26 protein-coding genes and 1 pseudogene are annotated in these 20406 nt (G+C 52.4%); 22 read left to right on the top strand and 5 right to left on the bottom strand.

The genetic code is table 11. The features are described 5' to 3' along the window. Position 1 precedes the first annotated feature (1 nt). Genes AC1RKC_RS04010 through AC1RKC_RS04035 form a run of 6 tightly spaced genes read left to right on the top strand, consistent with a single transcriptional unit; the run spans position 2 to position 2236 of the window. Entirely contained in the window at positions 2 to 331 is a 330-nt protein-coding gene (locus AC1RKC_RS04010) for a phage holin family protein (RefSeq protein ID WP_493092071.1), read from the top strand. After that, positions 306 to 803 carry a glycoside hydrolase family 24 protein gene (locus AC1RKC_RS04015; protein WP_493092069.1) on the top strand — a complete coding sequence of 166 codons (498 nt, stop codon included), beginning with the start codon at positions 306 to 308 and terminating at the stop codon, positions 801 to 803. Before AC1RKC_RS04010 ends, AC1RKC_RS04015 begins: the two co-directional genes overlap by 26 nt. Continuing rightward, on the top strand, positions 800 to 1258 hold the full coding sequence (lysB, locus tag AC1RKC_RS04020) for an Rz-like lysis system protein LysB (RefSeq protein WP_493092067.1): 459 nt from the start codon (positions 800 to 802) through the stop codon (positions 1256 to 1258). Before AC1RKC_RS04015 ends, lysB begins: the two co-directional genes overlap by 4 nt. Further along, on the top strand, positions 1143 to 1403 hold the full coding sequence (gene lysC, locus AC1RKC_RS04025; protein ID WP_493092064.1) for an Rz1-like lysis system protein LysC: 261 nt from the start codon (positions 1143 to 1145) through the stop codon (positions 1401 to 1403). The genes lysB and lysC overlap by 116 nt, the downstream gene beginning before the upstream one ends. After that, complete coding sequence (locus tag AC1RKC_RS04030) at positions 1366 to 1797, top strand: phage tail protein (protein WP_493092062.1); 432 nt, start codon at positions 1366 to 1368, stop codon at positions 1795 to 1797. Before lysC ends, AC1RKC_RS04030 begins: the two co-directional genes overlap by 38 nt. Continuing rightward, positions 1790 to 2236, top strand: a complete 447-nt coding sequence (locus AC1RKC_RS04035) for a phage virion morphogenesis protein (RefSeq protein WP_493092060.1) — start codon at positions 1790 to 1792, stop codon at positions 2234 to 2236. Before AC1RKC_RS04030 ends, AC1RKC_RS04035 begins: the two co-directional genes overlap by 8 nt. Before the next feature lie 24 nt (positions 2237 to 2260). On the opposite strand, the gene AC1RKC_RS04040 is transcribed toward AC1RKC_RS04035, so the two are convergent. Next, positions 2261 to 3088, bottom strand: a complete 828-nt coding sequence (locus AC1RKC_RS04040) for a TIR domain-containing protein (RefSeq protein ID WP_493092058.1) — start codon at positions 3086 to 3088, stop codon at positions 2261 to 2263. Between the two features lie 97 nt (positions 3089 to 3185). Here AC1RKC_RS04040 and AC1RKC_RS04045 point away from each other — a divergent pair, with 97 nt between their 5' ends. The 16 genes and pseudogenes from AC1RKC_RS04045 (at position 3186) to AC1RKC_RS04120 (ending at position 17308) form a co-directional block, all read left to right on the top strand. Next, a complete protein-coding gene (locus AC1RKC_RS04045; protein WP_493092056.1) occupies positions 3186 to 3779 on the top strand; it encodes a phage baseplate assembly protein V in 594 nt (197 codons plus the stop codon). After that, entirely contained in the window at positions 3776 to 4126 is a 351-nt protein-coding gene (locus AC1RKC_RS04050; RefSeq protein WP_493092054.1) for a GPW/gp25 family protein, read from the top strand. The genes AC1RKC_RS04045 and AC1RKC_RS04050 overlap by 4 nt, the downstream gene beginning before the upstream one ends. Beyond that, a complete protein-coding gene (locus tag AC1RKC_RS04055) occupies positions 4123 to 5031 on the top strand; it encodes a baseplate assembly protein (protein ID WP_493092052.1) in 909 nt (302 codons plus the stop codon). Before AC1RKC_RS04050 ends, AC1RKC_RS04055 begins: the two co-directional genes overlap by 4 nt. After that, a complete protein-coding gene (locus AC1RKC_RS04060; protein ID WP_493092049.1) occupies positions 5024 to 5623 on the top strand; it encodes a phage tail protein I in 600 nt (199 codons plus the stop codon). Before AC1RKC_RS04055 ends, AC1RKC_RS04060 begins: the two co-directional genes overlap by 8 nt. A 1-nt stretch (position 5624) precedes the next feature. Further along, positions 5625 to 7442, top strand: coding sequence for a GDSL-type esterase/lipase family protein (locus tag AC1RKC_RS04065; protein ID WP_493092047.1), 1818 nt, complete (start codon positions 5625 to 5627; stop codon positions 7440 to 7442). Beyond that, positions 7439 to 8155 carry a LamG-like jellyroll fold domain-containing protein gene (locus AC1RKC_RS04070; RefSeq protein WP_493092045.1) on the top strand — a complete coding sequence of 239 codons (717 nt, stop codon included), beginning with the start codon at positions 7439 to 7441 and terminating at the stop codon, positions 8153 to 8155. Before AC1RKC_RS04065 ends, AC1RKC_RS04070 begins: the two co-directional genes overlap by 4 nt. 11 nt (positions 8156 to 8166) lie before the next feature. Then, a complete protein-coding gene (locus AC1RKC_RS04075) occupies positions 8167 to 9336 on the top strand; it encodes a phage tail protein (protein ID WP_493092043.1) in 1170 nt (389 codons plus the stop codon). Positions 9337 to 9530: 194 nt separating this feature from the next. Further along, the gene (locus tag AC1RKC_RS04080) at positions 9531 to 10706 is read left to right on the top strand and encodes a phage tail sheath protein (protein WP_493092041.1); all 1176 of its coding nucleotides are present in this window, start codon (positions 9531 to 9533) and stop codon (positions 10704 to 10706) included. A 10-nt stretch (positions 10707 to 10716) separates the two neighbouring features. Continuing rightward, positions 10717 to 11232 (top strand): phage major tail tube protein, encoded by a 516-nt coding sequence (locus tag AC1RKC_RS04085; protein ID WP_493092039.1) that lies wholly within the window; start codon positions 10717 to 10719, stop codon positions 11230 to 11232. 60 nt (positions 11233 to 11292) lie between these two features. Continuing rightward, entirely contained in the window at positions 11293 to 11583 is a 291-nt protein-coding gene (locus AC1RKC_RS04090; RefSeq protein ID WP_089187090.1) for a phage tail assembly protein, read from the top strand. Positions 11584 to 11597: 14 nt separating this feature from the next. Next, entirely contained in the window at positions 11598 to 11717 is a 120-nt protein-coding gene (locus AC1RKC_RS04095; protein ID WP_071844561.1) for a GpE family phage tail protein, read from the top strand. After that, positions 11710 to 13563 (top strand): annotated as a pseudogene (locus AC1RKC_RS04100) (phage tail tape measure protein); the annotation flags it as partial. The gene AC1RKC_RS04095 and the pseudogene AC1RKC_RS04100, both read left to right, overlap by 8 nt. A 686-nt stretch (positions 13564 to 14249) precedes the next feature. Next, positions 14250 to 14714 (top strand): phage tail protein, encoded by a 465-nt coding sequence (locus AC1RKC_RS04105; protein WP_493092037.1) that lies wholly within the window; start codon positions 14250 to 14252, stop codon positions 14712 to 14714. After that, a complete protein-coding gene (locus AC1RKC_RS04110) occupies positions 14711 to 15808 on the top strand; it encodes a phage late control D family protein (protein WP_493092036.1) in 1098 nt (365 codons plus the stop codon). Before AC1RKC_RS04105 ends, AC1RKC_RS04110 begins: the two co-directional genes overlap by 4 nt. A gap of 73 nt (positions 15809 to 15881) precedes the next feature. Next, positions 15882 to 16100 carry an ogr/Delta-like zinc finger family protein gene (locus tag AC1RKC_RS04115; RefSeq protein ID WP_071844562.1) on the top strand — a complete coding sequence of 73 codons (219 nt, stop codon included), beginning with the start codon at positions 15882 to 15884 and terminating at the stop codon, positions 16098 to 16100. Positions 16101 to 16219: 119 nt separating this feature from the next. Further along, positions 16220 to 17308, top strand: coding sequence for a phage integrase (locus tag AC1RKC_RS04120; RefSeq protein WP_493092034.1), 1089 nt, complete (start codon positions 16220 to 16222; stop codon positions 17306 to 17308). A gap of 283 nt (positions 17309 to 17591) precedes the next feature. Here the strand turns inward: AC1RKC_RS04120 and AC1RKC_RS04125 are convergent, their stop codons facing one another. The 4 genes from AC1RKC_RS04125 to ftnA all read right to left on the bottom strand — a co-directional run bounded on the left by AC1RKC_RS04125 (position 17592) and on the right by ftnA (position 20105). Next, a complete protein-coding gene (locus tag AC1RKC_RS04125) occupies positions 17592 to 17933 on the bottom strand; it encodes a YebY family protein (RefSeq protein ID WP_020826380.1) in 342 nt (113 codons plus the stop codon). Positions 17934 to 18002: 69 nt separating this feature from the next. Further along, positions 18003 to 18884: a copper homeostasis membrane protein CopD gene (copD, locus tag AC1RKC_RS04130; protein WP_261449718.1), complete on the bottom strand. Its 882-nt coding sequence runs from the start codon at positions 18882 to 18884 to the stop codon at positions 18003 to 18005. Between the two features lie 3 nt (positions 18885 to 18887). Then, entirely contained in the window at positions 18888 to 19271 is a 384-nt protein-coding gene (gene yobA / locus AC1RKC_RS04135; RefSeq protein WP_020826378.1) for a CopC domain-containing protein YobA, read from the bottom strand. A 315-nt stretch (positions 19272 to 19586) separates the two neighbouring features. Beyond that, entirely contained in the window at positions 19587 to 20105 is a 519-nt protein-coding gene (gene ftnA / locus AC1RKC_RS04140; protein WP_020826377.1) for a non-heme ferritin, read from the bottom strand. Positions 20106 to 20406 lie beyond the last annotated feature (301 nt).

Consider the following 20406-nt stretch of genomic DNA (forward strand, 5'->3'; position numbering starts at 1 on the left):
CATGCATTGGATAACGTCGATCATTTGCTTGCTCATTGCCGGCCGCCTGCTGGCTTTCCAGCGCAGAGGGGCAACACATAAACCGTGGGCCAGCGGCGTCGCCTACGTCGTGATCATGATTTGCGCCGCCGTGCCAATTTTTTCCGCGTTTGGCCGTTTCCCGCAGTCGGGGGCGCTAACTGCCCTTTTCAGTTTCATGATTCTGATGGCAGTCACGCGTTCACGCGGAAACATCATGGCAATCATCCCGTCCCCGTCTGCAACAAAAGAGCGGGCGCCAGCCAAGCAAAAAGCCAGGGGGAAAAATGGCCCGCATCGTCACCACTCCTAACATTAACGCCTATCTAGACACGCTGCGATTCAGTGAAATTGGCGCCGCGCTTTTGGCCAGGTCGGACGACGGCTACAACGTGATCGTGACCGGCATCGACGGCAAGGCAGAAACCTTCGCCAGCTACCGAGATCACCCGTTCGCTGGCGGCCGTCCTGGCAAGGTATTTAACAATCGCGGGCAGAGCAGCACGGCATCAGGTGGCTACCAGTTTTTAATCAGGGATTGGGACCATTACCGCACCGCACTGAAGCTGCCAGACTTTGGGCCGGTATCACAAGATAAATGGGCCATCCAACTAATCCGCGAGCGCGGCGCCCTGGCTGACATCAACGCCGGACGGATAGAGTTGGCCTTGAAAAAGTGCCGCAATATCTGGGCGAGTCTGCCGGGTGCCGGATATGGCCAGCCCGAACACAAGCTTGAAACCCTTCTGAAAAAATACGTCAGCTATGGTGGGGCTCTGGCATGACCGCCGTCATTCCGCGCAGTTGGTTGATCGTGGCCGCCATCGTCCTGGCTCTCGCCGTGGCGTTAGGGTGGAAAACTTGGCGATTGAGCACCTTTGAAAAAACCGTCAGCGACCAGCAAGCAACCATCAAGGCGCAGGGAAAAACCATTGAGGGAATGGAAACGCAGCTATCAGCTAAAAATGCCGAGCTGATAACCCTGGGCTTGATCGCCAGTAATAACAACCGGGCGCAGGCCGAGTTGCGTCAGCAGATGACCAACACGGCCGCCCTTCTGTCACAACGTGAAAATTTAATTGCGAGGTTGTACCGTGAAAATGCGGAGCTTAAAGCCTGGGCTGATGGCCGCTTGCCTCCTGATGTTGTGCGCCTGCACGCCAGACCGGCAATCACCGGGGGTGCAGCTTATCGCGCCTGGCTGTCCGAGGTTGATCGCCTGCCAGTTGCCGGCCAGTAACCCGCTCACCAACGGGGATCTGGAGCAGCAAAAAAACCGCGTAGAGGCGGCCTGGGCGATGTGTGCCGATCAGGTCGATACCATTATTCAATGCCAGGAAAAGAGCGATGAACAAGCCGGAATCACTGAGAAAAGCTCTCTCTGACGGGATCGAATATCTGGGGAAAAATCCAGACAAACTGCACATCTTTGTTGATGAGGGGGCTGTTGTCTCAAGCCTGGCGCCAACCATTTCATTCGAATACCAGTACACACTCAACCTGGTGATAACTGACTTTTCAGCAGACCAAAACCTGCTGAACGCAGTGATTTTGTATTGGCTTCGCCGCAACCAGCCGGACATCATGGCGAACCCAGACAGCAGAGATAAGGGCTTCACGTTTGAGGTGGATATTCTGAATAATACCACCTGCGACGTCAGCATAAACCTGAAGCTAACAGAGCGCGTGATCGTGAAAGAGGCAGGCGGCCAAATGGTTGTAGAAGCCGTCCCTGAGCCGGAACCACCTTACGCCGATCAGTGGGCGCCTAATGAGTGACTTTATTCAAATTGAAGACTGGCTGGCCGCCCTCGCCTCACAGCTAAGCCCAGCAGCGAGGAAAAAGCTAACTCGCCAGTGGGCTAGTGAATTGCGCCGCCGCCAGAGACTGCAAATCAGCCAGCAGCGCAACCCGGACGGAACCCCGTATGCCGAGCGAAAACCGCAAGGCCGAAACAAAAAGGGGCGGATACGCCGGAAAATGTTCAGCAAGCTGCAGACCACTCGCTTTATGAAAACAGCAACCACGGCAGACGAAGCCGCCGTTTACTTTGCCGGCAGCGTTATGCGCATTGCGCGCGTGCACCATTACGGCCTGCGTGACAAAGTAAGTAAGCGCGGTCCAACCGTGAAATACGACGCCCGCCAATTATTTGGACTGAATGATCCAGCCATAACTGCCGTCGGTGACATCCTGATCGAGCATCTCAAAAAATAAGAAATAACACTGGATTACGTCATTCTAATATAGTTTGTTAAAATCAATACTATAGCCTGATGACTTCATTTCTCTGGCAATATCTATTTCCCAATTGGAGTCAGAAACATAAACCATACCACTTATATCATTAGGTAAGTCCAGATCACCACTAACAAGAGGCACTACGTTTTCCCTTCCAATTTTAGCCATCAGATATCCATGTTCAAAAATCACATTCTGCCTTGCACGATATTTTAACCCTCCAGACTCTGCCAGTGAACAGGCATTACCAAGATCATCCGGAGTATATAGAACTATAGCAAAATTAACGTTAGTATAATGTTCTATTTTTTCAATTATAGTTTTACCTCGACTAACTTGCTCATGCAGTATAACAGCTTCGAAACCTAATTTTTCTATAAACCTTGCAGTTTTAGATTTGATCTCGCCGTCATGCCCATGAACAATAAAAACTTTGTTAAATACTTTGACATTATTTTCATTTTTTATTGGTTCCATGGTAAGGGAGAAATCCTTCGTTGTATTGTGTCTTAAATCGAATTCACCGTTATCGATATCAATAATTAAAGAATCTATATATGCAATTATTTTCTCTCCTTTGTTTTTTAGGAAATTATCACCTCGAGATACATACCTGTTATAACTATAAATATGATCTATAAGTAAAGCATTACAACGAACCTGTTCAGACGGTAGTTCTTTTTTTATAAAACTAACAAATGACCTTTTAAAAGCTTCAAACCGCTCCTCACCAAAATCACGGCTTCGATCATCAAAAGCATCAACTACTTCGCCATTTATTCTATCTTTGAATTTATTTAGTTCTTGAATAATTTCCACTGCATCCATTTTCATCTCCTGCCGGCATAAGTTCTGCGAAATTGTACCATGACTCACACAAGTCATCGATATGCCGAAATAAACATTAAAATGGCAGGCTGTGCCAATGAATACACAACTTTCTGAACTCCTGCGCTTGCTGACCAATCTGATCCGAATCGGAACCATTTCCGAGGTCGATACAGAGAACGGCCTATGCCGTGTGCAAACCGGCGGGCTTGAAACCGCGCCGCTCAAATGGCTGACCATGCGCGCAGGCAGTGCACGCACATGGTGGGCGCCATCTGTCGGGGAGCAGGTGCTGATTTTGAGCATGGCCGGCGAACTGACAACCGCATTTGTCCTGCCAGCGATTTTTTCGGACGCCCACCCCGCCCCCTCGAATTCGGAGGGCGCCTTGGTTGCGGAGTTCCCCGACGGCGCCAGGTTTAGTTATGACCCCGAAGCCGGCGCCCTGACCGTGGAGGGTGTGAAAACAGCAATATTTAAGGCGGCGACAGGGATCATATTGGAAACACCGAAAGTCACCTGCACTCAATTGCTGCAAACAGCACAGTTGTCAGTGACTGAGGGAGGGACGATGAGGGGCAATATCACCCACACTGATGGCCACTTCACATCTAATGGCGTCATCGTTGATGAGCATGCGCATAGTGGGGTGAAGAAAGGCGACGAAGAATCGGGAGGGCCGGTGAAATGATGTACCAGGGCATGAACACCAGTAGCGGCCGCGCCGTCGAAGATATCGATCACATTCGTCAATCAATCAGCAAAATTTTGCTGACCCCAATCGGCAGCAGGATAACCCGGCGCCCCTTCGGCTCGCTGATGTCCGAGTTGATCGACCAGCCTCAAAACGACACAACAAGATTGCGGCTGATGGCCGCAGCATACAGCGCTATCAACCGCTGGGAGCCGCGCGTATCACTGACGGCCGTCACTGTGACCACGCAGATTGACGGCCAAATGATTGTGGACGTCTCCGGCAGCAGGAACGACACCACGGCGAGCATCAATATTTCAATTCCTTACGGGAGCGCATCATGAGCGTGATCGACCTTTCGCAGCTGCCGCCGCCCCAGGTAGTGGAAACCCTGAGCTTTGAAGACCTGCTTGAGGAAAGAAAGGTGCGCCTGCTTGAGCTCTATCCTGACGATCAGCGCGAGGCCATAGCACGCACCTTGGAGCTGGAATCCGAGCCGATCGTGATGTTGCTGCAGGAGAATGCTTATAGAGAAGTGCTATTGCGCCAGCGCATCAACGAGGCTGCAAAAGCCGTAATGGTGGCGTATGCCATCGGTGGCGACCTCGACCAGCTTGGCGCCAACAACAACACGCCGCGGCTGATGATCACCCCGGCTGACAGCGAAGCCATTCCGCCAGTTGAAGCGGTAATGGAATCAGATGCAGATTTTCGCCAGCGTATCCCGGCAGCGTTTGAGGGAATGAGCGTCGCAGGACCAACCGGCGCCTATGAGTTCCACGCACTGAGCGCAGATGGAACGGTTGCCGACGCATCAGCAATTAGCCCTGCGCCGGCGCTGGTCACTGTCACTATTCTTTCTCGCGAAGGGGACGGAACGGCCTCCCCTGAACTGCTGGCGAAAGTGGACGCCGCACTTAACGATCAGGCGGTACGGCCTGTAGCTGATCGCCTCACGGTTCAATCTGCCAGCATCATCAACTATGAGATTGACGCCGTGCTTTATGTCTATCCGGGGCCGGCGCAGGAGCCAATCCTTGCTGACGCACAAAAACGCCTGAACGCCTACATTAACGAGCAGCGCCGCCTTGGCCGTGACATTCGCCTAACTGCAATTTACGCCGCGCTGCACACCCAGGGTGTGCAACGTGTAGAGCTAAACAGCCCGCCTGCCGATGTTGTGCTGGACAAAACACAGGCCGCCAACTGCACAAATGCTCGCATTGCAATCGGTGGATCGGATGAATAGCCTCCTGCCGCCAGGCTCCTCTGCGCTTGAGCGCAGAGCAGCGGAATCATGCGCTGCGGTTAGCGATCTGAATGTGCCTCTACGCGACCTGTGGAACCCGGACAAATGCCCGGTTGTTTTTCTGCCCTACCTTGCCTGGGCCTTTTCGGTCGATAGGTGGGATGAAAAATGGCCAGCAGCAGAAAAGCGCAAGGCCGTTAAAGATGCCTTTTACATTCACCGACGGAAAGGGACAGTCGCGGCAATTAATCGCGTGATCGAGAACATGGGGTACACCATGACGATCGAGGAATGGTGGGAGGTTGCCGACCCTGCTGGAACTTTTCGTTTAACGATTGACGTGATGGAAATCGGGATCACCGAAGAAATTGTAAACGAGTTGGAGCGGCTAATTGGCGATGCCAAACCAGTCAGTCGCCATATTTGGCAATTGAGTTTGAGCACCAGAACAAACGGCCTGGTGTACTCCGCAACCAGCGTCCACGACGGCGATATAGTGACTGTTTACCCGGCCAACTATGAGCCGAAGGACAGCATTAAATACAACGGCATTCCGCGCTTCGGCAGCGGCTATCACTACTCCGGGAAATAACATGGCTGAATTAAGAGAAGAGGCAAAGTGGGAAGATTCGATATATCAGATCCAGCGCGGGGATGAAGTGTCGGGCGGCCGTGATGGCGTAGCTAACATACCAACCCGCCAATTGGCAAACCGCACTGCTGCATTAAAAAACGACGTGGATAAACTCAACACGTCAGTGATGAGTGATGCGAAAATATACGATAGCCCTGAAGAGGCTCAGGCCGCAGTCACCGCCGGTACAGAAACCCGCCGGTTGTTTACCGTTAACTCTCCAATAACTAATTATTGGGTGGAGCAATACGAGAACGTAGACGGGGTTGTCACGCCAACGGGAAAGAAAATTGTCACGGCAGCATTCGTTGAGGCTGTAGAGTTGCTGGCCTCGGCGACCGACAAGCGCACGCGTGGCTTGCTGACAATGCCCCGCTCAAAAAAACCGGTCGATTTTGTCAGCCGACAGGGTAAGAGCATGTTCTCAATCAATGAGAACAGTGAAAAAGAGATGCCTGGTAAAACCTTCTCCGATTACATGAATATTCTGCGAGAACTGATTATCGGCCCATCTGCATTACGCCGCACCCGTCCGGGGTATCTGTTTAATCTGGTCACGGGAGGAAAGCGCCTGCTGGCCGTCCGCGATGATAGCGCAGGCACGCTTGAATATCGCGGCATTCCGATGGAAACACATATCGGGCTGTTGCAGAACACGCTTGGCGGCTTCGGTGACTCCTTAACGGATAACGGTCGCAATCCAGTCGAAGCTGGTAAGCCGCGCGGATGGACGTATAACGCGCGTTCGTGGCAAGTATGGGCTTCCATGTTCAGCGGCGGAAGAATTAAATATATCGGACAATGGGCAACAGGTGGCTATACAAATGCCGATATGATCCGAGATCATTTAAAACCCGCAATAGCGGCAAAACCTCGGTTTATCACATACCTTGGCAGCCGTAATGACGTCATTCAAAAAAATAGCGACGGCAGCTTTAAATTCTCAATAGCGGAAATAAAAGGCAACATTAAATATATTCTGACCGAATTCAGAAAGAACGGGATTATCCCTATTGTATGTTCGATGGCTGCTCAAAATAACGAAGACCCAGAGCTGAAGGGCCGTGAAAATGCGCTTAATGCATTTCTACATGCATTCTCAATTGAGCAGGGGTTTCCGTTCGTTAATATGCGTGCCGCGACAGTTGACCCTGTAACTGATGGATGGAAACCGGGCTATAACGGTGTGCTGCCGAATGGGCAGCCAGACCCATCACACCCTGTCTCACTAGGATCATTTCACATGGGTAAAACGCTAGCTGAGGCAGTGGAGCCGTACACAATGCCGGTATATCCACAGCTCGCGATTGCCAACCCTGCGACCGCCGGCGGGCCAAATGCCATTGTTAACCCGCTGTTTCTGGACGTCGCCGCGAGTGTGCCCGCAGGCTGGACAGTGGAGGCTGGCAGCATCGCTATTTCGACAGACCCTGCAGTCGTCGGTAACGTCCTCACCGTAACAGGCGTGGGAACAACAATTGCGCGGGTATCGCAAACTGTGATCGTTACGCCGGGTGAAAAACGCACATTCAGTTTCAGAGTAAAAACCGACGTTACAGATAAAAACTCAACAGCCTGTTATCTCGAAGCGAACGACGAATTCAAAACGAATCTCGCAGGGATTAGGACGTGGAATCACTCAACAGGTGAATTTATGACATTCAGCTACGACATTATTGTCCCAGTAAATGTCACGAAAATTACCGTCATTATCGCAGCTAATATGGCAACCATCGGTGTTGGTCAAATGGGTTTATTAAAACAGGAGGCAGTATGATTATTATTTGTGATGGCGTCGTTAATGCCAGTGATTTGGAATTAGCTGAGCCGGAAATGCTGCTGAATGACGATGCCAGCCTCGCCACATACGGTATGCAAGATAAATACGATTCCAGCGGAAATGCCCGCGACCTGGTGACAGAGAACGATTTTACCAAGCGCGGAATGATCGCTGTTGCTGACTCGGCGCATGGCGCTGATACGGGCATTATCGAAACTGACGAAATGACGTTTGCTATATGCATCAATATGAATCTGCCGGCAGTCTCAGGCCGCATTTTCTCTAACTTTTATCCTGGTGTAGCACCATTTTCAGGTATTCAATTGCGCATTGAACCGAATGGTGCGCTGATTTTGCAGGTTGCCACTGGAGATGTTAACAACGGGCAGGCAGGAACAATTTCTGTGACATCAGTGGAGCACGGCGGCGCGGTAGGTGGTTGGACGCGATTCACTGTCACAGTCTCAAACACTGAGGCTTCTATAACACGCTCCGGTGGTGAGCGCAGGGCAACACCGATTGCCAAGCGATCCAAGTCAGCTCGCCCGTTAATTCTTAATGGTGCTCCCAGCCCCGAGCAAAATATGGGGTTGCCTGGCACGTGGGGATGCTTCGCTGCGTATGACCGCGTATTGACTGCCGAAGATCAGAAAGATAAACGCGACAAAATCAAGACGATCATGAGCCTGCGTGGCGAATTCGTTAATTAACAGGTGGGGATATGGCAGATAAAAAGTTTCTCACGCTGATCACTGCCGCCGGCGCGGAGCGCATAGCGAATGCCGCAGCCACCGGCCAGCCGATAGCCATCGCAGAAATGGCCGTTGGCGATGGTGGCGGCCTTTTGTCGATGCCAAACGCTGGCAGCGCCAGTCTGATCAAAGAGCAGTACCGCGGCGCACTGAATAAGCTGGTGATCGCTGACAGTGACGCCAGTGTTATTGAAGCTGAAATGATTATGCCGCCACAAATTGGCGGCTTCTGGCTTCGCGAGTTGGCGCTATATGCCGAGGATGGCGAATGCATTGCCGTTGGCAACATGCCGGAAACCTATAAGCCATTGCTGGCCGAAGGTTCCGGCCGCTTCCAAATCATCAGGATGCAGTTGAAAGTCAGCAGCACGGCGGCGGTGGAATTGATTGCTGATCCGTCTGTTATTTTGGCAACGGTCGAAGACGTCAATACTCTGGAAGAAAAGGTCAAAGACTATACCGATGAGCAATTGTCAGACCATGAACAATCGCGTAACCACCCAGACGCCACGTTAGAAGCCAAAGGATTTGCTCAATTGAGCAACGCTACGGACAGCGACAGCGAAGAACTAGCCGCAACGCCGGCAGCCATCAAAGCTGCCATTGCGACCGCAATCCGCCAGGCATGGGAACTGGATAATCCTGTGGGAACTTCTCGTTTGTTCAACCAGAACTTAAATCCTAATGAACGTTGGCCGTGGTCAACGTGGGAATATGCCGGTGAAAACCTAACAATCAGATCGGCAAAAGCAGACGGTTCCGACGTAGGCACCCAGGGTGGTAGCGACACCGTGACCATTGCGCGAGCCAACCTGCCGCAGTCAGTGCTGAATGTGTCGGGAAGCACAAGCGAGCAAGGGGCGCAAACGCTGCAAACAACGCCAGCTGGTAGGCACAGGCATCAGGGAGGAATGTCCGCGCCCGGCGAGGCGTGGGACGACGATTATATTGTTGGTTCCGACAACGACAGCCACAGAAAACGCAACTACACAAGCGAGGCTGAAGACCATATCCACGAGGTCACCGTACCGCCGCACGTTCATACCGTTTGGGCGCAAACGGAAGCACTCGGCCAGGGCCAGGCGATCAGCGTTGTCGAACGCCACAAGCTACAAATGTTGTGGCACCGTGTAGCATAAGCCCCACTCCGGGGCTTCATTTTTTCCTGCAGCACAGCCATCATTGATTGTGTTGGCCACACCGGAAAAACATAACCCCGCAGCAAGATACCTGGCCATTGTGCCAGCCACCACACAATGCCCAGCGCATGCACTTAATGCCATCAGCGAACACCATAGCGGAGAAACCTTAACCGGAACCGGAGATCCGCCCGATGGCTGAAGATTATCATCATGGCGTTCGTGTCCTCGAAATTAACGAGGGCACCCGCACAATCACAACCGTAAGCACCGCAATTGTGGGGATGGTCTGTACCGCCGACGATGCCGATGCTGCGGCCTTCCCACTAAACACCCCTGTATTGCTGACCGATGTTCTGGCCGCCAGCGGCAAGGCCGGCGAAACCGGCACCCTCGCCCGCTCCCTAGACGCCATCGCCGACCAGGCTAAACCTGTTACCGTTGTTGTCCGTGTTGAACAAGGCGAAACAGAGGCGGAAACCACAACCAACATCATCGGCGGCGTCGACGCCACCACGGGCAAAAAAACAGGCATGAAAGCCTTGCTGGCTGCGCAAAGTTTGTTAGGCGTGAAGCCGCGTATTTTGGGCGTGCCCGGGCACGACAGTAAAGCCGTCGCCACTGAATTGCTGTCAGTAGCGCAGAGCCTGCGCGCCTTCGCCTATCTGAGCGCCTATGGCTGCACGACGGTTTCCGAAGCTATCGCGTATCGCGAGAACTTCAGTCAGCGCGAAGCCATGCTGATCTGGCCAGATTTTCTGAGCTGGGACACTGTGACCAATGCAGACGCGAAGGCTTTCGCTACCGCCCGCGCATTGGGGCTGCGCGCCAAAATTGACCAGCAGACCGGTTGGCACAAAACGCTGTCAAACGTCGGCGTTAATGGCGTGACCGGCATCAGTGCGGATGTGTTTTGGGACCTGCAGGACAGCACAACCGATGCCAACCTGCTGAACAAGAACGACGTCACCACACTAATCCGCAAAGATGGCTATAAGTTTTGGGGCTCCCGCACCTGTTCCGATGATCCATTGTTCCAGTTTGAAAACTACACCCGCACTGCGCAGGTGTTGGCAGACACAATGGCAGAGGCGCACATGTGGGCCGTTGACATGCCACTGCACCCGTCACTGGCCAAAGATATCCTGGAAGGTATCAAGGCTAAATTCCGTGAGCTGAAATCTGCCGGCTACATCATTGACGGTAATGCCTGGATCGATGATGCAGCCAACGACAAGGACACGCTGAAAGCCGGGAAACTGGCCATTGATTACGACTATACGCCGGTCCCACCGCTGGAAAACCTGCTGTTACGCCAGCGCATCACTGATCAGTACCTGGTCAATTTCACCCAGAACGTGAACAGCTAAGGGGCACGCAATGGCATTACCACGCAAATTGAAATACCTGAACCTCTTCAATGAGGGGAACAACTGGCAAGGGATCGTTGAGTCCCTGACGCTGCCAAAGCTGACGCGCAAACTTGAGAACTACCGCGGCGGCGGCATGAGCGGTAGCGCCAAAGTCGATCTGGGGTTGGATGATGACGCGCTTGATGTTGAATGGACCATCGGCGGCATCGAAGCCCTGCCGATTAAGCAAATGGGCGTATCAAAACTGGACGGCGTCATGCTGCGTTATACCGGTTCAATTCAGCGCGACGACACCGGCGAAGTGCAGGCGGTCGAAGCGGTGATCCGTGGCCGCCATAAAGAGCTGGATTTTGGCGAGCACAAGCAGGGCGAAAACTCGACCACCAAAATTTCTACCGCCGTAACCTACTTCAAGTTGACCATCGCCGGCGAGGAAATTTGCGAGATCGACACGGTGAACATGATCGAAAGCTTTGGCGGCGTCGACCGCTTGGCTGAACACCGCCAGGCCATCGGTCTGTAATTCCTTCGGCGCCGGAACGCCGGCGCCCTCTTCTCTCTGAAAATCGTGGAGCACAACCAAATGACCGAACCGACCAAAGTAATGCTGGACACTCCAATCCAACGCGGCAAGACCGAAATCACCGAGATCACCCTAACCAAGCCGCAGTCTGGCGCGCTGCGCGGCGTGAAGCTTGCCGACCTGCTGGAAATGGATTATTCCGCGGTGGCAACCGTCTTGCCGCGCGTTTCCACACCGTCACTGACGCCGCAGGAAATCAGCGAAATGGATCCGGCTGACTTTACGCAACTGGCCGGCGGCATCGTCAGTTTTTTGTTGCCGAAATCGGCGCTGGAATCCCGGCCGGTTTAACCGTTGAAGACCTGATGGCGGATATCGCCGCCATCTTCCACTGGCCGCCGTCGGAAATGTACCCTTTCACCTTAACCGAACTTTGGGACTGGCGGCACCGGGCACTGATTCGAAGCGGAGAAAGTGATGAGTGACCGCAATCTAAGACTGCAGGTTATCCTGAACGCGGTGGACAAAATCACCCGCCCCTTTAAGACCATGCAGGCCAGCAATAAAGCGCTGGCCGCTGCCGTCAAAAACTCCCGTGATGAACTGAAGCGACTGAGCGCCGCCGGCGACCAGGTGAACACCTTCAATTCGCTGCAGACGTCCATTAAGAAAACAGCCGACGAGCTGGCCGGCGCCAAGCTGAAAGCCCAGATGATGACGCGTGAAATGGGCGCGCTTGAGAACCCCACCAAAAAGCAGACAAAAGCCCTAGAGGATCAGTGGCGCGCGGTAGACCGACTGGAGCAAAGGCAAAAAAGCGAAGTCGCTCAAATGGGCAGGGTGCGCTCCGAGCTTTACCGCATGGGGGTATCTGCCACCGATGGCGCCGGTGCTACAAACAGAATCGCCAACGAAACAGCCCGCTATAACCGGCTGCTGCAGGAGCAGGAGCGCCAACTAAAACGCGCTGGCGAGCAACAGCGCAGAATGAACGACGCAAAAGCGCAATATGACAAAACCAGAGAGCTGAGAAACAACATCGCGGGAACGGGGGCGGCAACTATTGCATCAGGGGTGGCTATGGGTGCCCCTGTTTTAGCGGCAGTGAAAAGCTATAGCTCTATTGAAGACGCGATGAAAGGCGTGGCTAAACAGGTTAACCCATTATTGGACGATAATGGTAAACGCACAGCCAAATACCACGAAATGCAGCAAGCAATAAAGGCGGCATCAGAGCAACTCCCAATGGAAAACGGTGCTGCAGATTTCGCTGCATTAGTGGAGGGCGGTGCTCGAATGGGGGTATCGAGCGATAAGGATCCATGGCAAAAACAGAAAGCTGATTTACTTTCTTTCGCCGCAACTTCTGCCAAGGCTGCAAAGGCTTTCGAATTACCCGCCGATCAACTTGCCGATGATTTGGGGAAAATAGCATTCCTCTATCATGTGCCAACTCAAAGGATCGAAGAACTCGGCGACGCCCTGAACTACTTAGACGACAACGCACAATCAAAAGGCGCTGATATTATTAACGTTCTTCAGCGCATGGGCGATGTTGCCGATAAGTTGAATTATAAACAAGCCGCTGCACTGGCTTCGACGTTCCTCTCCCTAGGGACACAACCAGAAGTGGCGGCGTCAGCCAGTAAGGCAATGGTGCGTGAGTTGGGCATTGCTTCAATGCAAGGCAAGCGTTTCATTCAGGGAATGAGCCTATTAGGGCTAAATGCCAAGGACTTGGAAAAAGGCATAGCGACGAATGCAATAGGCACAATTAGAGATGTCCTATCACGCATCAAGAAACTGCCGGCCTCGCAACACTTAAGCGCAATGACAATGCTTTTTGGCAAAGAGTTTGGCGACGACGCTGCCAAGTTAGCAAATAACATCGGCGAATTAGATCGCCAGTTGGCGTTGGTCGAGGGTGGCCAGGCCAAGGGGTCTATGCAGAGGGAATCGAATATCGATAAAGATTCTTTGTCCTCCCAATTTCTTCTGCTCAAGACCACCGCAAAAAACATGTTTAGTGATCTGGGCGAGCCTTTGCGTAAGCCACTGATGGACGTGAACGACTGGTTTAAACGTGGAATTGGATGGGCTCGGAAATTTATTGAAGCCCACCCAAAGCTGGCTGCAGCGTTTGTTAAGACGGCGGCGGTTGTTACGCTGGTTACGGTTGCACTTGGTGGGATGATGATTGGAGTTGCAGCAATCCTTGGGCCATTCGCCCTGCTTCGGTTTTCTCTGACAATGTTGGGGATTAAGGGGCCATCGGTGATGGGCATGTTGGCCAGGTCTATAAAAGGCGTGGGTACTGCCATTATCTGGGTAGGCCGAATGATGTTAGCAAACCCTATCCTTGCTGTGGCTGCAGCCATCGCAGCAGCAGCACTCTACATCTGGATGAATTGGAGCACATTGGGCCCGAAAATCAAAAAGCTATGGGACAACATCAGTGCATATACCAGCGAGAAATGGCAGGCCATCAAGGATTACATTTCTGGCGTCTGGACCAGCATAAGCGCCAGAGCTAGCGAAACCTGGGAAGAAATAAAACGGTCGGCCAGTAGCGCTGCTGAAAAAATTGGCATTGGCCTGAAGCGAGGACTGGACGTTATCACCGCCCCGCTGCGCGCCGTCATGGATGGCTTTAAATGGTTGCTTGAAAAGCTGGACCTGTTGCCGCAAAAAAACGAGGCATTAGCCCAGACGAATGAGCTGCTAAAAAATAACCCTATCGCCCAGAAATATGGTTCGGTGGGCGAGCCGGCGCCAACAGGGTACACGGCCAATGATATGGCCATTCGTTTTACCGGCTCCAGCATGAAACCAGTTAAGGCTCCAAGCGGCGGTAATTTCTACTATCAGCCGAAGATCGATCTCAGTGTTGATGCCAGGAATAACCAGAACGGCAAAGCTGTTGCAACAGATGCTGTGAAAGCGCTCCGGGAGCACATGCAAAAAGACGCGGCCAAGGCGCGCAGTAATTTTTCAGATCGAGATCTGGGGTGGGAATTATGATGATGGCACTCGGGTTATACGTCTTTATGCTTGAAACGGTCCCCTATCAGGAGCTGCAGCATCAAATGGCCTGGCGCTACCCAACTAACAATAGAGTGGGGAGACGGCCCTCAGCGCAATATGTGGGCCCAGAAAACGACGTCATTACACTCAGCGGCGTGTTGCTGCCGGAAATCACCGGCGGCCGCCTGTCATTGCTGGCACTGCAAACAATCGCCGATCTGGGTAAAGCGTGGTCTTTGCTGGATGGTAGCGGGACCATTTACGGGATGTTTGTCATTGAAGGGCTGGATCTTAACAAGTCCGTATTCTTCAAGGATGGCGGTGCCCGGCGCATTGAGTTCACGCTTAAGTTAAAGCGCGTGGATGATGACCTGGGCACAATGCTCGGCGACCTGCAGGAACAACTGAGCATCATGAAAGACCAGGCGGCAACAGCTATTGGAGGGCTTCTTTCATGAACACACCAGACTGGTTAAGCGGACGGGATAGCACGCCCGCGTTCAAGATCATTCTTAATGGCAAGGATATAACCACAAGACTGGAAAGCCGGCTGATATCCCTCACGTTGATAGACAACCGCGGATTCGAGGCGGATCAGCTTGATATCGAACTTGACGATGCCGATGGCGCTGTTGATCTGCCTTCGCGCGGTGTCAAATTGGAGCTGCAGTTGGGCTGGAAAGGCGAACCAATGATCAATAAAGGCGCCTTCACTATTGACGAGATTGGCCATTCCGGCGCGCCAGACAAGGTGACACTGCGCGGCAGAAGCGCCGACTTCAGGAACACGCTTAATATCAAGCGTGAAAAGTCATATTCAAAAACCACCATCGGCGAGATCGTTAAACAATTTGCAGTCCGCCATAAACTGGAGCAGGCCATCAGTCCGCAAATGGCCGCCATGACTATCGACCACATCGACCAAACGAATGAATCAGATGGCAGCTTCCTGATGCGCCTAGCGCGCCGCGTAGGTGCGATTGCTGCAGTAAAATATGGAAGACTGCTATTCATCAAGCAGGGCCAAGGCGTGAACGCCAGCGGTAAGCCGCTACCGGCAATGACAATTGTGCGCGCTGACGGTGATGAGCACCAATTCACCTTGGCCGACAGAGATGCCTATACCGGCGTCTCAGCCAGTTGGCTCGACACAAAAACGGCAAAACCACAAACGGTAAAGGTAAAGAGGAAGCGCAAGCGTAAGACGACCACCGCAAAAGTGCCAGCCCAGGATAAACAGGGAGAATACCTGGTAGGCACCGACGATAACGTTTATGTATTGAGTCGGACCTACGCAAATGCGTCCAACGCTCGCCGGGCAGCCAAGGCTAATTGGGAACGAATCCAGCGTGGCGCCGCGCAATTCTCAATTACACTGGCCAAGGGCCGGGCAGAGCTTTACCCGGAAGTGCCGGTATCAGTAAAAGGTTTCAAGCGCCAGATCGACGCTGCAGACTGGACGATAACCACCGTCACGCACACAGTAGCAGATGGCGGATTTACCACGGCGCTGGAGCTTGAAGTGAAGATAACCGATCTCGATATGGAGTGATTTGCAAGTTTAATATTCGCTTTTTCAAACATCGTGCTATTGTATGTATATCGATACAGTAGAGGCTAATATCATGATGCGATGCCCTTTGTGTGGCCATGCGGCGCACACCCGCAGTAGTAACGAAGTGACAGCAACGACAAAAGAGCGTTACAACCAATGCACAAACGTGAATTGCAGTCATGTCTTTATCACGATGGAAACTTTTGTGCGCTCCATTGTTAAGCCCGGTCAGGTAGACCCGGCGCCACCGCACCCATCAAAGTCTGGCCAAACCGCCCTGCACTTCTAACCATCAACCCGCTGCCGGCGGGTTTTTTGATCCATGTTTAAACCAGCCGCACACAAACATTGAACACTGTTATTATATACAGTATTCAATGTCTAATTTGGTTCACTGGATCTACGAGTATGACCGTAAGAAAATTGAGCACCGGCAAGTGGCTGTGCGAGTTCTATCACAACGGGAGGGGCGGCAAGCGTACCCGTAAGCAATTCGCCACCAAGGGGGAGGCGCTCGCCTTCGAGAGCTATCAGCTCGACCAGGCAAAGGCCAAGCCTTGGCTTGGCGATAAGGAAGACAAGCGAAAACTTAGCGAGTTGATCGATCTGTGGTACAGGCTGCATGGCTGCTCGCTAAATGACAAAAAAGGCCGACTTGGCAAATTGGTCATTATCTGTAACGGCATGGGTGATCCGGTAGCATCGGAGATTACCCCACGGGATTGGGCCCATTATCGCGATCAGCGGCTGCGCGGAGAAATCGATAACGGCTATAGCACCAGTCTTGAAACAAGGAAGGTCAGCACGGGAACGGTTAACTGTGAACAAGCTTTTTTGCGGGCTGTATTCAACGAATTAAAAAGATTGGGGGAATGGTCTTTTCCGAACCCCCTAGAAAACATCAGAGAGTTTGATCAGCCAGAAAAGGAAATGGCATGGCTGAACAATGAGAAAATAAAAGCACTGATAAACGCCTGCCATACTCATGGCAACCCAGAGCTAACACTTATCGTAAAGATATGCCTATCAACTGGCGCCAGATGGAATGAGGCCGCAAAACTAAGGCCATCGCAGATATCAAAATATAAAATCACGTATACCAACACCAAAGGGAAGAAAAACAGAACTGTCCCTATCTCGAAAGAATTATTTGACGAGCTCACAATACTGGATGAAAAAGAGTTTGATCCTTGCTACAAGCAATTTTATCGAGTTCTGAGACTGGCGAATATAACCTTGCCAGAAGGGCAAATGACGCATGTGCTCCGCCATACCTTTGCTAGCCACTTCATGATGGGTGGCGGGAATATCATAGTCTTGCAGCGCATCCTTGGGCACTCAGATATCAGGGTAACGATGCGCTACGCACATTTCGCGCCAGACCATTTAGAGGAGGCAATAGCGCTCAACCCTCTGACACAGACGTACAAGGACAGTGGCGGCAAAGTGGCGACAGAGGAAGAAAAAGGGTGTAATACGGTAGAACAGGAGGCGTGATAAGTGGTTGTTTTGTTTATAAGTTACTGTTTTAAAATGATAAACAAAAAAAGACCGAATACGATTCCTATATTCGGTCTAGGGAAATGGCTCTTGGGAGAGAGCCGTGCGCTAAAAGTTGGCATTTTGTGCAAGGCTTGTTCAGCCGTGCACTTTAAGAGTAGCTTACCGCGCTATTTTTGCCAGCCAGCCGCACGGCCGGTGATAGTTTCATTACGGAATTAATTTCGTGCAATTATCCATCACCGGTTAACCTCGCACTAAGCCATTGGGGGATAAGCGATTAGTTCGCGCAGAGCTTCTCGGCGCGTTCGCGGTACGGCTCAACACTCATCTTATGGCCCGGATTGGCGGCGTCATCGAGCAGGATCACGTCCAGCGGTTGAGCGCGTTGCTGCCCTGCTTTCACCTGCGCTTCTGCGGCCGCGTTAAGCGGGTACTGCATCAGCGTGCTGTTGTTGAGCACGAACAACGCACCGCCGCTGCGGCACTGCAGCGTCACTTCTTCTTTGGTGAACGCCCACTGCTTGCCGTATTCCAGCTTGGTGATGTTCACCAGTTGGTCTGCTGCCAAAGCACCGGTCGCGGTTGCCAGCAGCGTCATGCCAAGTAATACCGATTTCATGTTATGGCCTTAGGGTTGCTATTTGATTCAATTTTCCCGCAGTTTGGGGGCATCCGGCAAGCCGGAATGTTATACCGGCGCATAGGTTGCAAATAAACTGACCAACAGCAGCACTACCGCCCCTAACCCCAACTCCGACCAGCAGGCAAGCACCAGCCCGCGCTGCGCCAGCCTTGGCATGCTGCTCATCGCCGGGACGACGGCGTAGCGGTTGGCTAATGCCACCATAACCATCAGCGCCACCAGCGCGGTTTTAAACAGCAGCAGGCGTTGGTACGGAGAATCTACGTCCAACGGCCAACTGCCGAGAATGATCAAACTGTTGATTACGCCGGTCAGCAGCACCAGCGCCACAGCCAGGTGTCCCCAGCGCGAGAAGCGTATCAATGTGGTCACCGCGTCGCTGCGCCACTGCGGTTGGGCCAGATAGCGCAAACAGACCAGCAGCGGCAACAGGCTGCCAAACCAGTACCCGGCCGCCAGCAGGTGCAGCGCGTGATTGAAACGATGCAGTGCGCCAAGCCCCCCGCCATGCATCGCCGCATGGCCGATAAACGCCATGCTGACCAACAGCAATGTGGAAAGCAGCGCCAGCAGTTGTGTACGACGTGGCTCGGCGAGCCACAGGCTCAGCAACGCCAGCATTGAAATGCCCAGGTGCCAGCGCCAAACCTCGCCAAAGGTGGTGCCCAGTACCGCCCACCACACGTCCAGCCGCCAGGTATCTGCCCAGCCGTCCCCCATCTGCCCGGCCTGAATAGCCAGCAACGCAATAGCGGAAAGCCCGGCAAGCCAGGTGCAAGAGACCAACAAAGGACGCACATCACGGGTGAGATACGGAGAAAGGCGCTGCGGCGACAATAAGGCGGTGAATAAGCTGGAGCCAAACATCAGCATCACCGCCGCAAAGTGCACAAAGCGACACAGGACAAACAGGGTCGCCAGACTCATGGGTCAGTTTACGGTGAAGCTGTATTGGCCCTTGGTTTTATGACCGTCGACCGACACCACATGCCAGCTGACGTTATATTTGCCTGCCGCCAGATCGCCTTCGATAGGCAGATTGACCTGGGTATTGTTGTTCGCATCGAGCTGCAGCTTGCCGGTTTTCACTTCGGCGTTGTCTGGGCCGGTGATTTTAATGCCGCTGAAGTTGGGCTCAATGCCCTCGGAGAAATTGAGCGTCAGCACCTTGGGTGCCGGGCTCACGCTGGCATCTGCCGCCGGCGTTTCAACTTTTAAATGGGCATGCGCCAGTGCCTGCTGTGAGGACAGCCCGACAAACAGCACGAAAATGGTGGAAAGCAGGCGATAAGAAGTCCGAATTTTACCGATCACAGTGATATCCCTTAAAGCAATAATCGAGGGTGATAAGGAGCCAGGCTAACCGCCAGGGCGATGTATCAGCAGCCCAACCCACCGCAGATGATTGCGCCACGGGTAAACAGAATTATGGGAGTAACCCCCTGTTTTGACTCTCAACCTTCCCTGTAGCGTATCGCGTCAAATGATAACGAGTGTCATTATGCAAGTCGAGCAGAACGCTGGCATTTTGCGATCCAGTAGCACATATCGCTGTAAAACCGCGATAAATGCAGGGCATAAAAAAACCGCGCACCGGCCAACGCCGACACGCGGTTTTCTACAAAAGGATTAGGCCTGGCCGTTACCGTTTTCGCCGGCCGCACCCATTTTCTTCAGATCTTTATCAATGAAGAACAGGGCATTGCCGCTGTTGCCCACTAGCGCCAGTTTATCCAGTACGGATTTGAACAGCTTCTCTTCTTCGTGCTGCTCGGCAACATACCACTGCAGGAAGTTGAAGGTTGAATAGTCATGAGCGGTCATTGCCGCGTGCGCCAGTTCATTGATCTGGCGGGTGATCAGTTGCTCATGTTCGTACGTCTGTTGGAACACCTCTGCCAGGGAACCAAACTCAACCGGCGGCGCGGCGATGGTGCCTAGCAGCGGCAGTGCACCGGTATCACTGAGGTATTCGAACAGGCGCTGCATGTGCTGCATCTCTTCCTGAGAGTGTTCTTTAAGGAATGCCGCGGCACCTTCAAAGCCTTTATCGCTGCACCAGGCACTCATTTGCAGATACAGGTTGGCAGAGTAGAACTCCAGGTTCAGTTGCTCATTCAGCTTTTTGGTCATTTCAGGCGTCAGCATAATCATTCCTTTATTTTGCAGGTATCAACTTAATTTTTCCGCATTATGCCCTGACGAAAACAAAATAAACACACCTGATTTACATCATCGATGATTTAATTTTAAATTAAAACAAAATCAAATAGTTATGAAAAACACTAATTATTCATTTAAATAATTATGATAACTATTTCCATCTGTAAATTTAATCAAAAAGCGAATCATTCTTATTTAAAATAACAAATGAATTGCATTGCTGAACGAATAATAAATAACCTTTTCCGTTACCGGTTATTGGCGACCATCCCCCCCTGCGCGCTTC

The sequence above is a fragment of the Serratia sp. GW822-FHT06E05 genome, from assembly GCF_058799445.1.

Coding starts and splice junctions, on each gene's coding strand:
- AC1RKC_RS04010 (WP_493092071.1), top strand. CDS start 2: ATGCATTGGATAACGTCGATCATTTGCTTGCTCATTGCCGGCCGCCTG.
- AC1RKC_RS04015 (WP_493092069.1), top strand. CDS start 306: ATGGCCCGCATCGTCACCACTCCTAACATTAACGCCTATCTAGACACG.
- lysB (WP_493092067.1), top strand. CDS start 800: ATGACCGCCGTCATTCCGCGCAGTTGGTTGATCGTGGCCGCCATCGTC.
- lysC (WP_493092064.1), top strand. CDS start 1,143: ATGGCCGCTTGCCTCCTGATGTTGTGCGCCTGCACGCCAGACCGGCAA.
- AC1RKC_RS04030 (WP_493092062.1), top strand. CDS start 1,366: ATGAACAAGCCGGAATCACTGAGAAAAGCTCTCTCTGACGGGATCGAA.
- AC1RKC_RS04035 (WP_493092060.1), top strand. CDS start 1,790: ATGAGTGACTTTATTCAAATTGAAGACTGGCTGGCCGCCCTCGCCTCA.
- AC1RKC_RS04040 (WP_493092058.1), bottom strand. CDS start 3,088: ATGGATGCAGTGGAAATTATTCAAGAACTAAATAAATTCAAAGATAGA.
- AC1RKC_RS04045 (WP_493092056.1), top strand. CDS start 3,186: ATGAATACACAACTTTCTGAACTCCTGCGCTTGCTGACCAATCTGATC.
- AC1RKC_RS04050 (WP_493092054.1), top strand. CDS start 3,776: ATGATGTACCAGGGCATGAACACCAGTAGCGGCCGCGCCGTCGAAGAT.
- AC1RKC_RS04055 (WP_493092052.1), top strand. CDS start 4,123: ATGAGCGTGATCGACCTTTCGCAGCTGCCGCCGCCCCAGGTAGTGGAA.
- AC1RKC_RS04060 (WP_493092049.1), top strand. CDS start 5,024: ATGAATAGCCTCCTGCCGCCAGGCTCCTCTGCGCTTGAGCGCAGAGCA.
- AC1RKC_RS04065 (WP_493092047.1), top strand. CDS start 5,625: ATGGCTGAATTAAGAGAAGAGGCAAAGTGGGAAGATTCGATATATCAG.
- AC1RKC_RS04070 (WP_493092045.1), top strand. CDS start 7,439: ATGATTATTATTTGTGATGGCGTCGTTAATGCCAGTGATTTGGAATTA.
- AC1RKC_RS04075 (WP_493092043.1), top strand. CDS start 8,167: ATGGCAGATAAAAAGTTTCTCACGCTGATCACTGCCGCCGGCGCGGAG.
- AC1RKC_RS04080 (WP_493092041.1), top strand. CDS start 9,531: ATGGCTGAAGATTATCATCATGGCGTTCGTGTCCTCGAAATTAACGAG.
- AC1RKC_RS04085 (WP_493092039.1), top strand. CDS start 10,717: ATGGCATTACCACGCAAATTGAAATACCTGAACCTCTTCAATGAGGGG.
- AC1RKC_RS04090 (WP_089187090.1), top strand. CDS start 11,293: ATGACCGAACCGACCAAAGTAATGCTGGACACTCCAATCCAACGCGGC.
- AC1RKC_RS04095 (WP_071844561.1), top strand. CDS start 11,598: ATGGCGGATATCGCCGCCATCTTCCACTGGCCGCCGTCGGAAATGTAC.
- AC1RKC_RS04105 (WP_493092037.1), top strand. CDS start 14,250: ATGATGATGGCACTCGGGTTATACGTCTTTATGCTTGAAACGGTCCCC.
- AC1RKC_RS04110 (WP_493092036.1), top strand. CDS start 14,711: ATGAACACACCAGACTGGTTAAGCGGACGGGATAGCACGCCCGCGTTC.
- AC1RKC_RS04115 (WP_071844562.1), top strand. CDS start 15,882: ATGATGCGATGCCCTTTGTGTGGCCATGCGGCGCACACCCGCAGTAGT.
- AC1RKC_RS04120 (WP_493092034.1), top strand. CDS start 16,220: ATGACCGTAAGAAAATTGAGCACCGGCAAGTGGCTGTGCGAGTTCTAT.
- AC1RKC_RS04125 (WP_020826380.1), bottom strand. CDS start 17,933: ATGAAATCGGTATTACTTGGCATGACGCTGCTGGCAACCGCGACCGGT.
- copD (WP_261449718.1), bottom strand. CDS start 18,884: ATGAGTCTGGCGACCCTGTTTGTCCTGTGTCGCTTTGTGCACTTTGCG.
- ftnA (WP_020826377.1), bottom strand. CDS start 20,105: ATGCTGACGCCTGAAATGACCAAAAAGCTGAATGAGCAACTGAACCTG.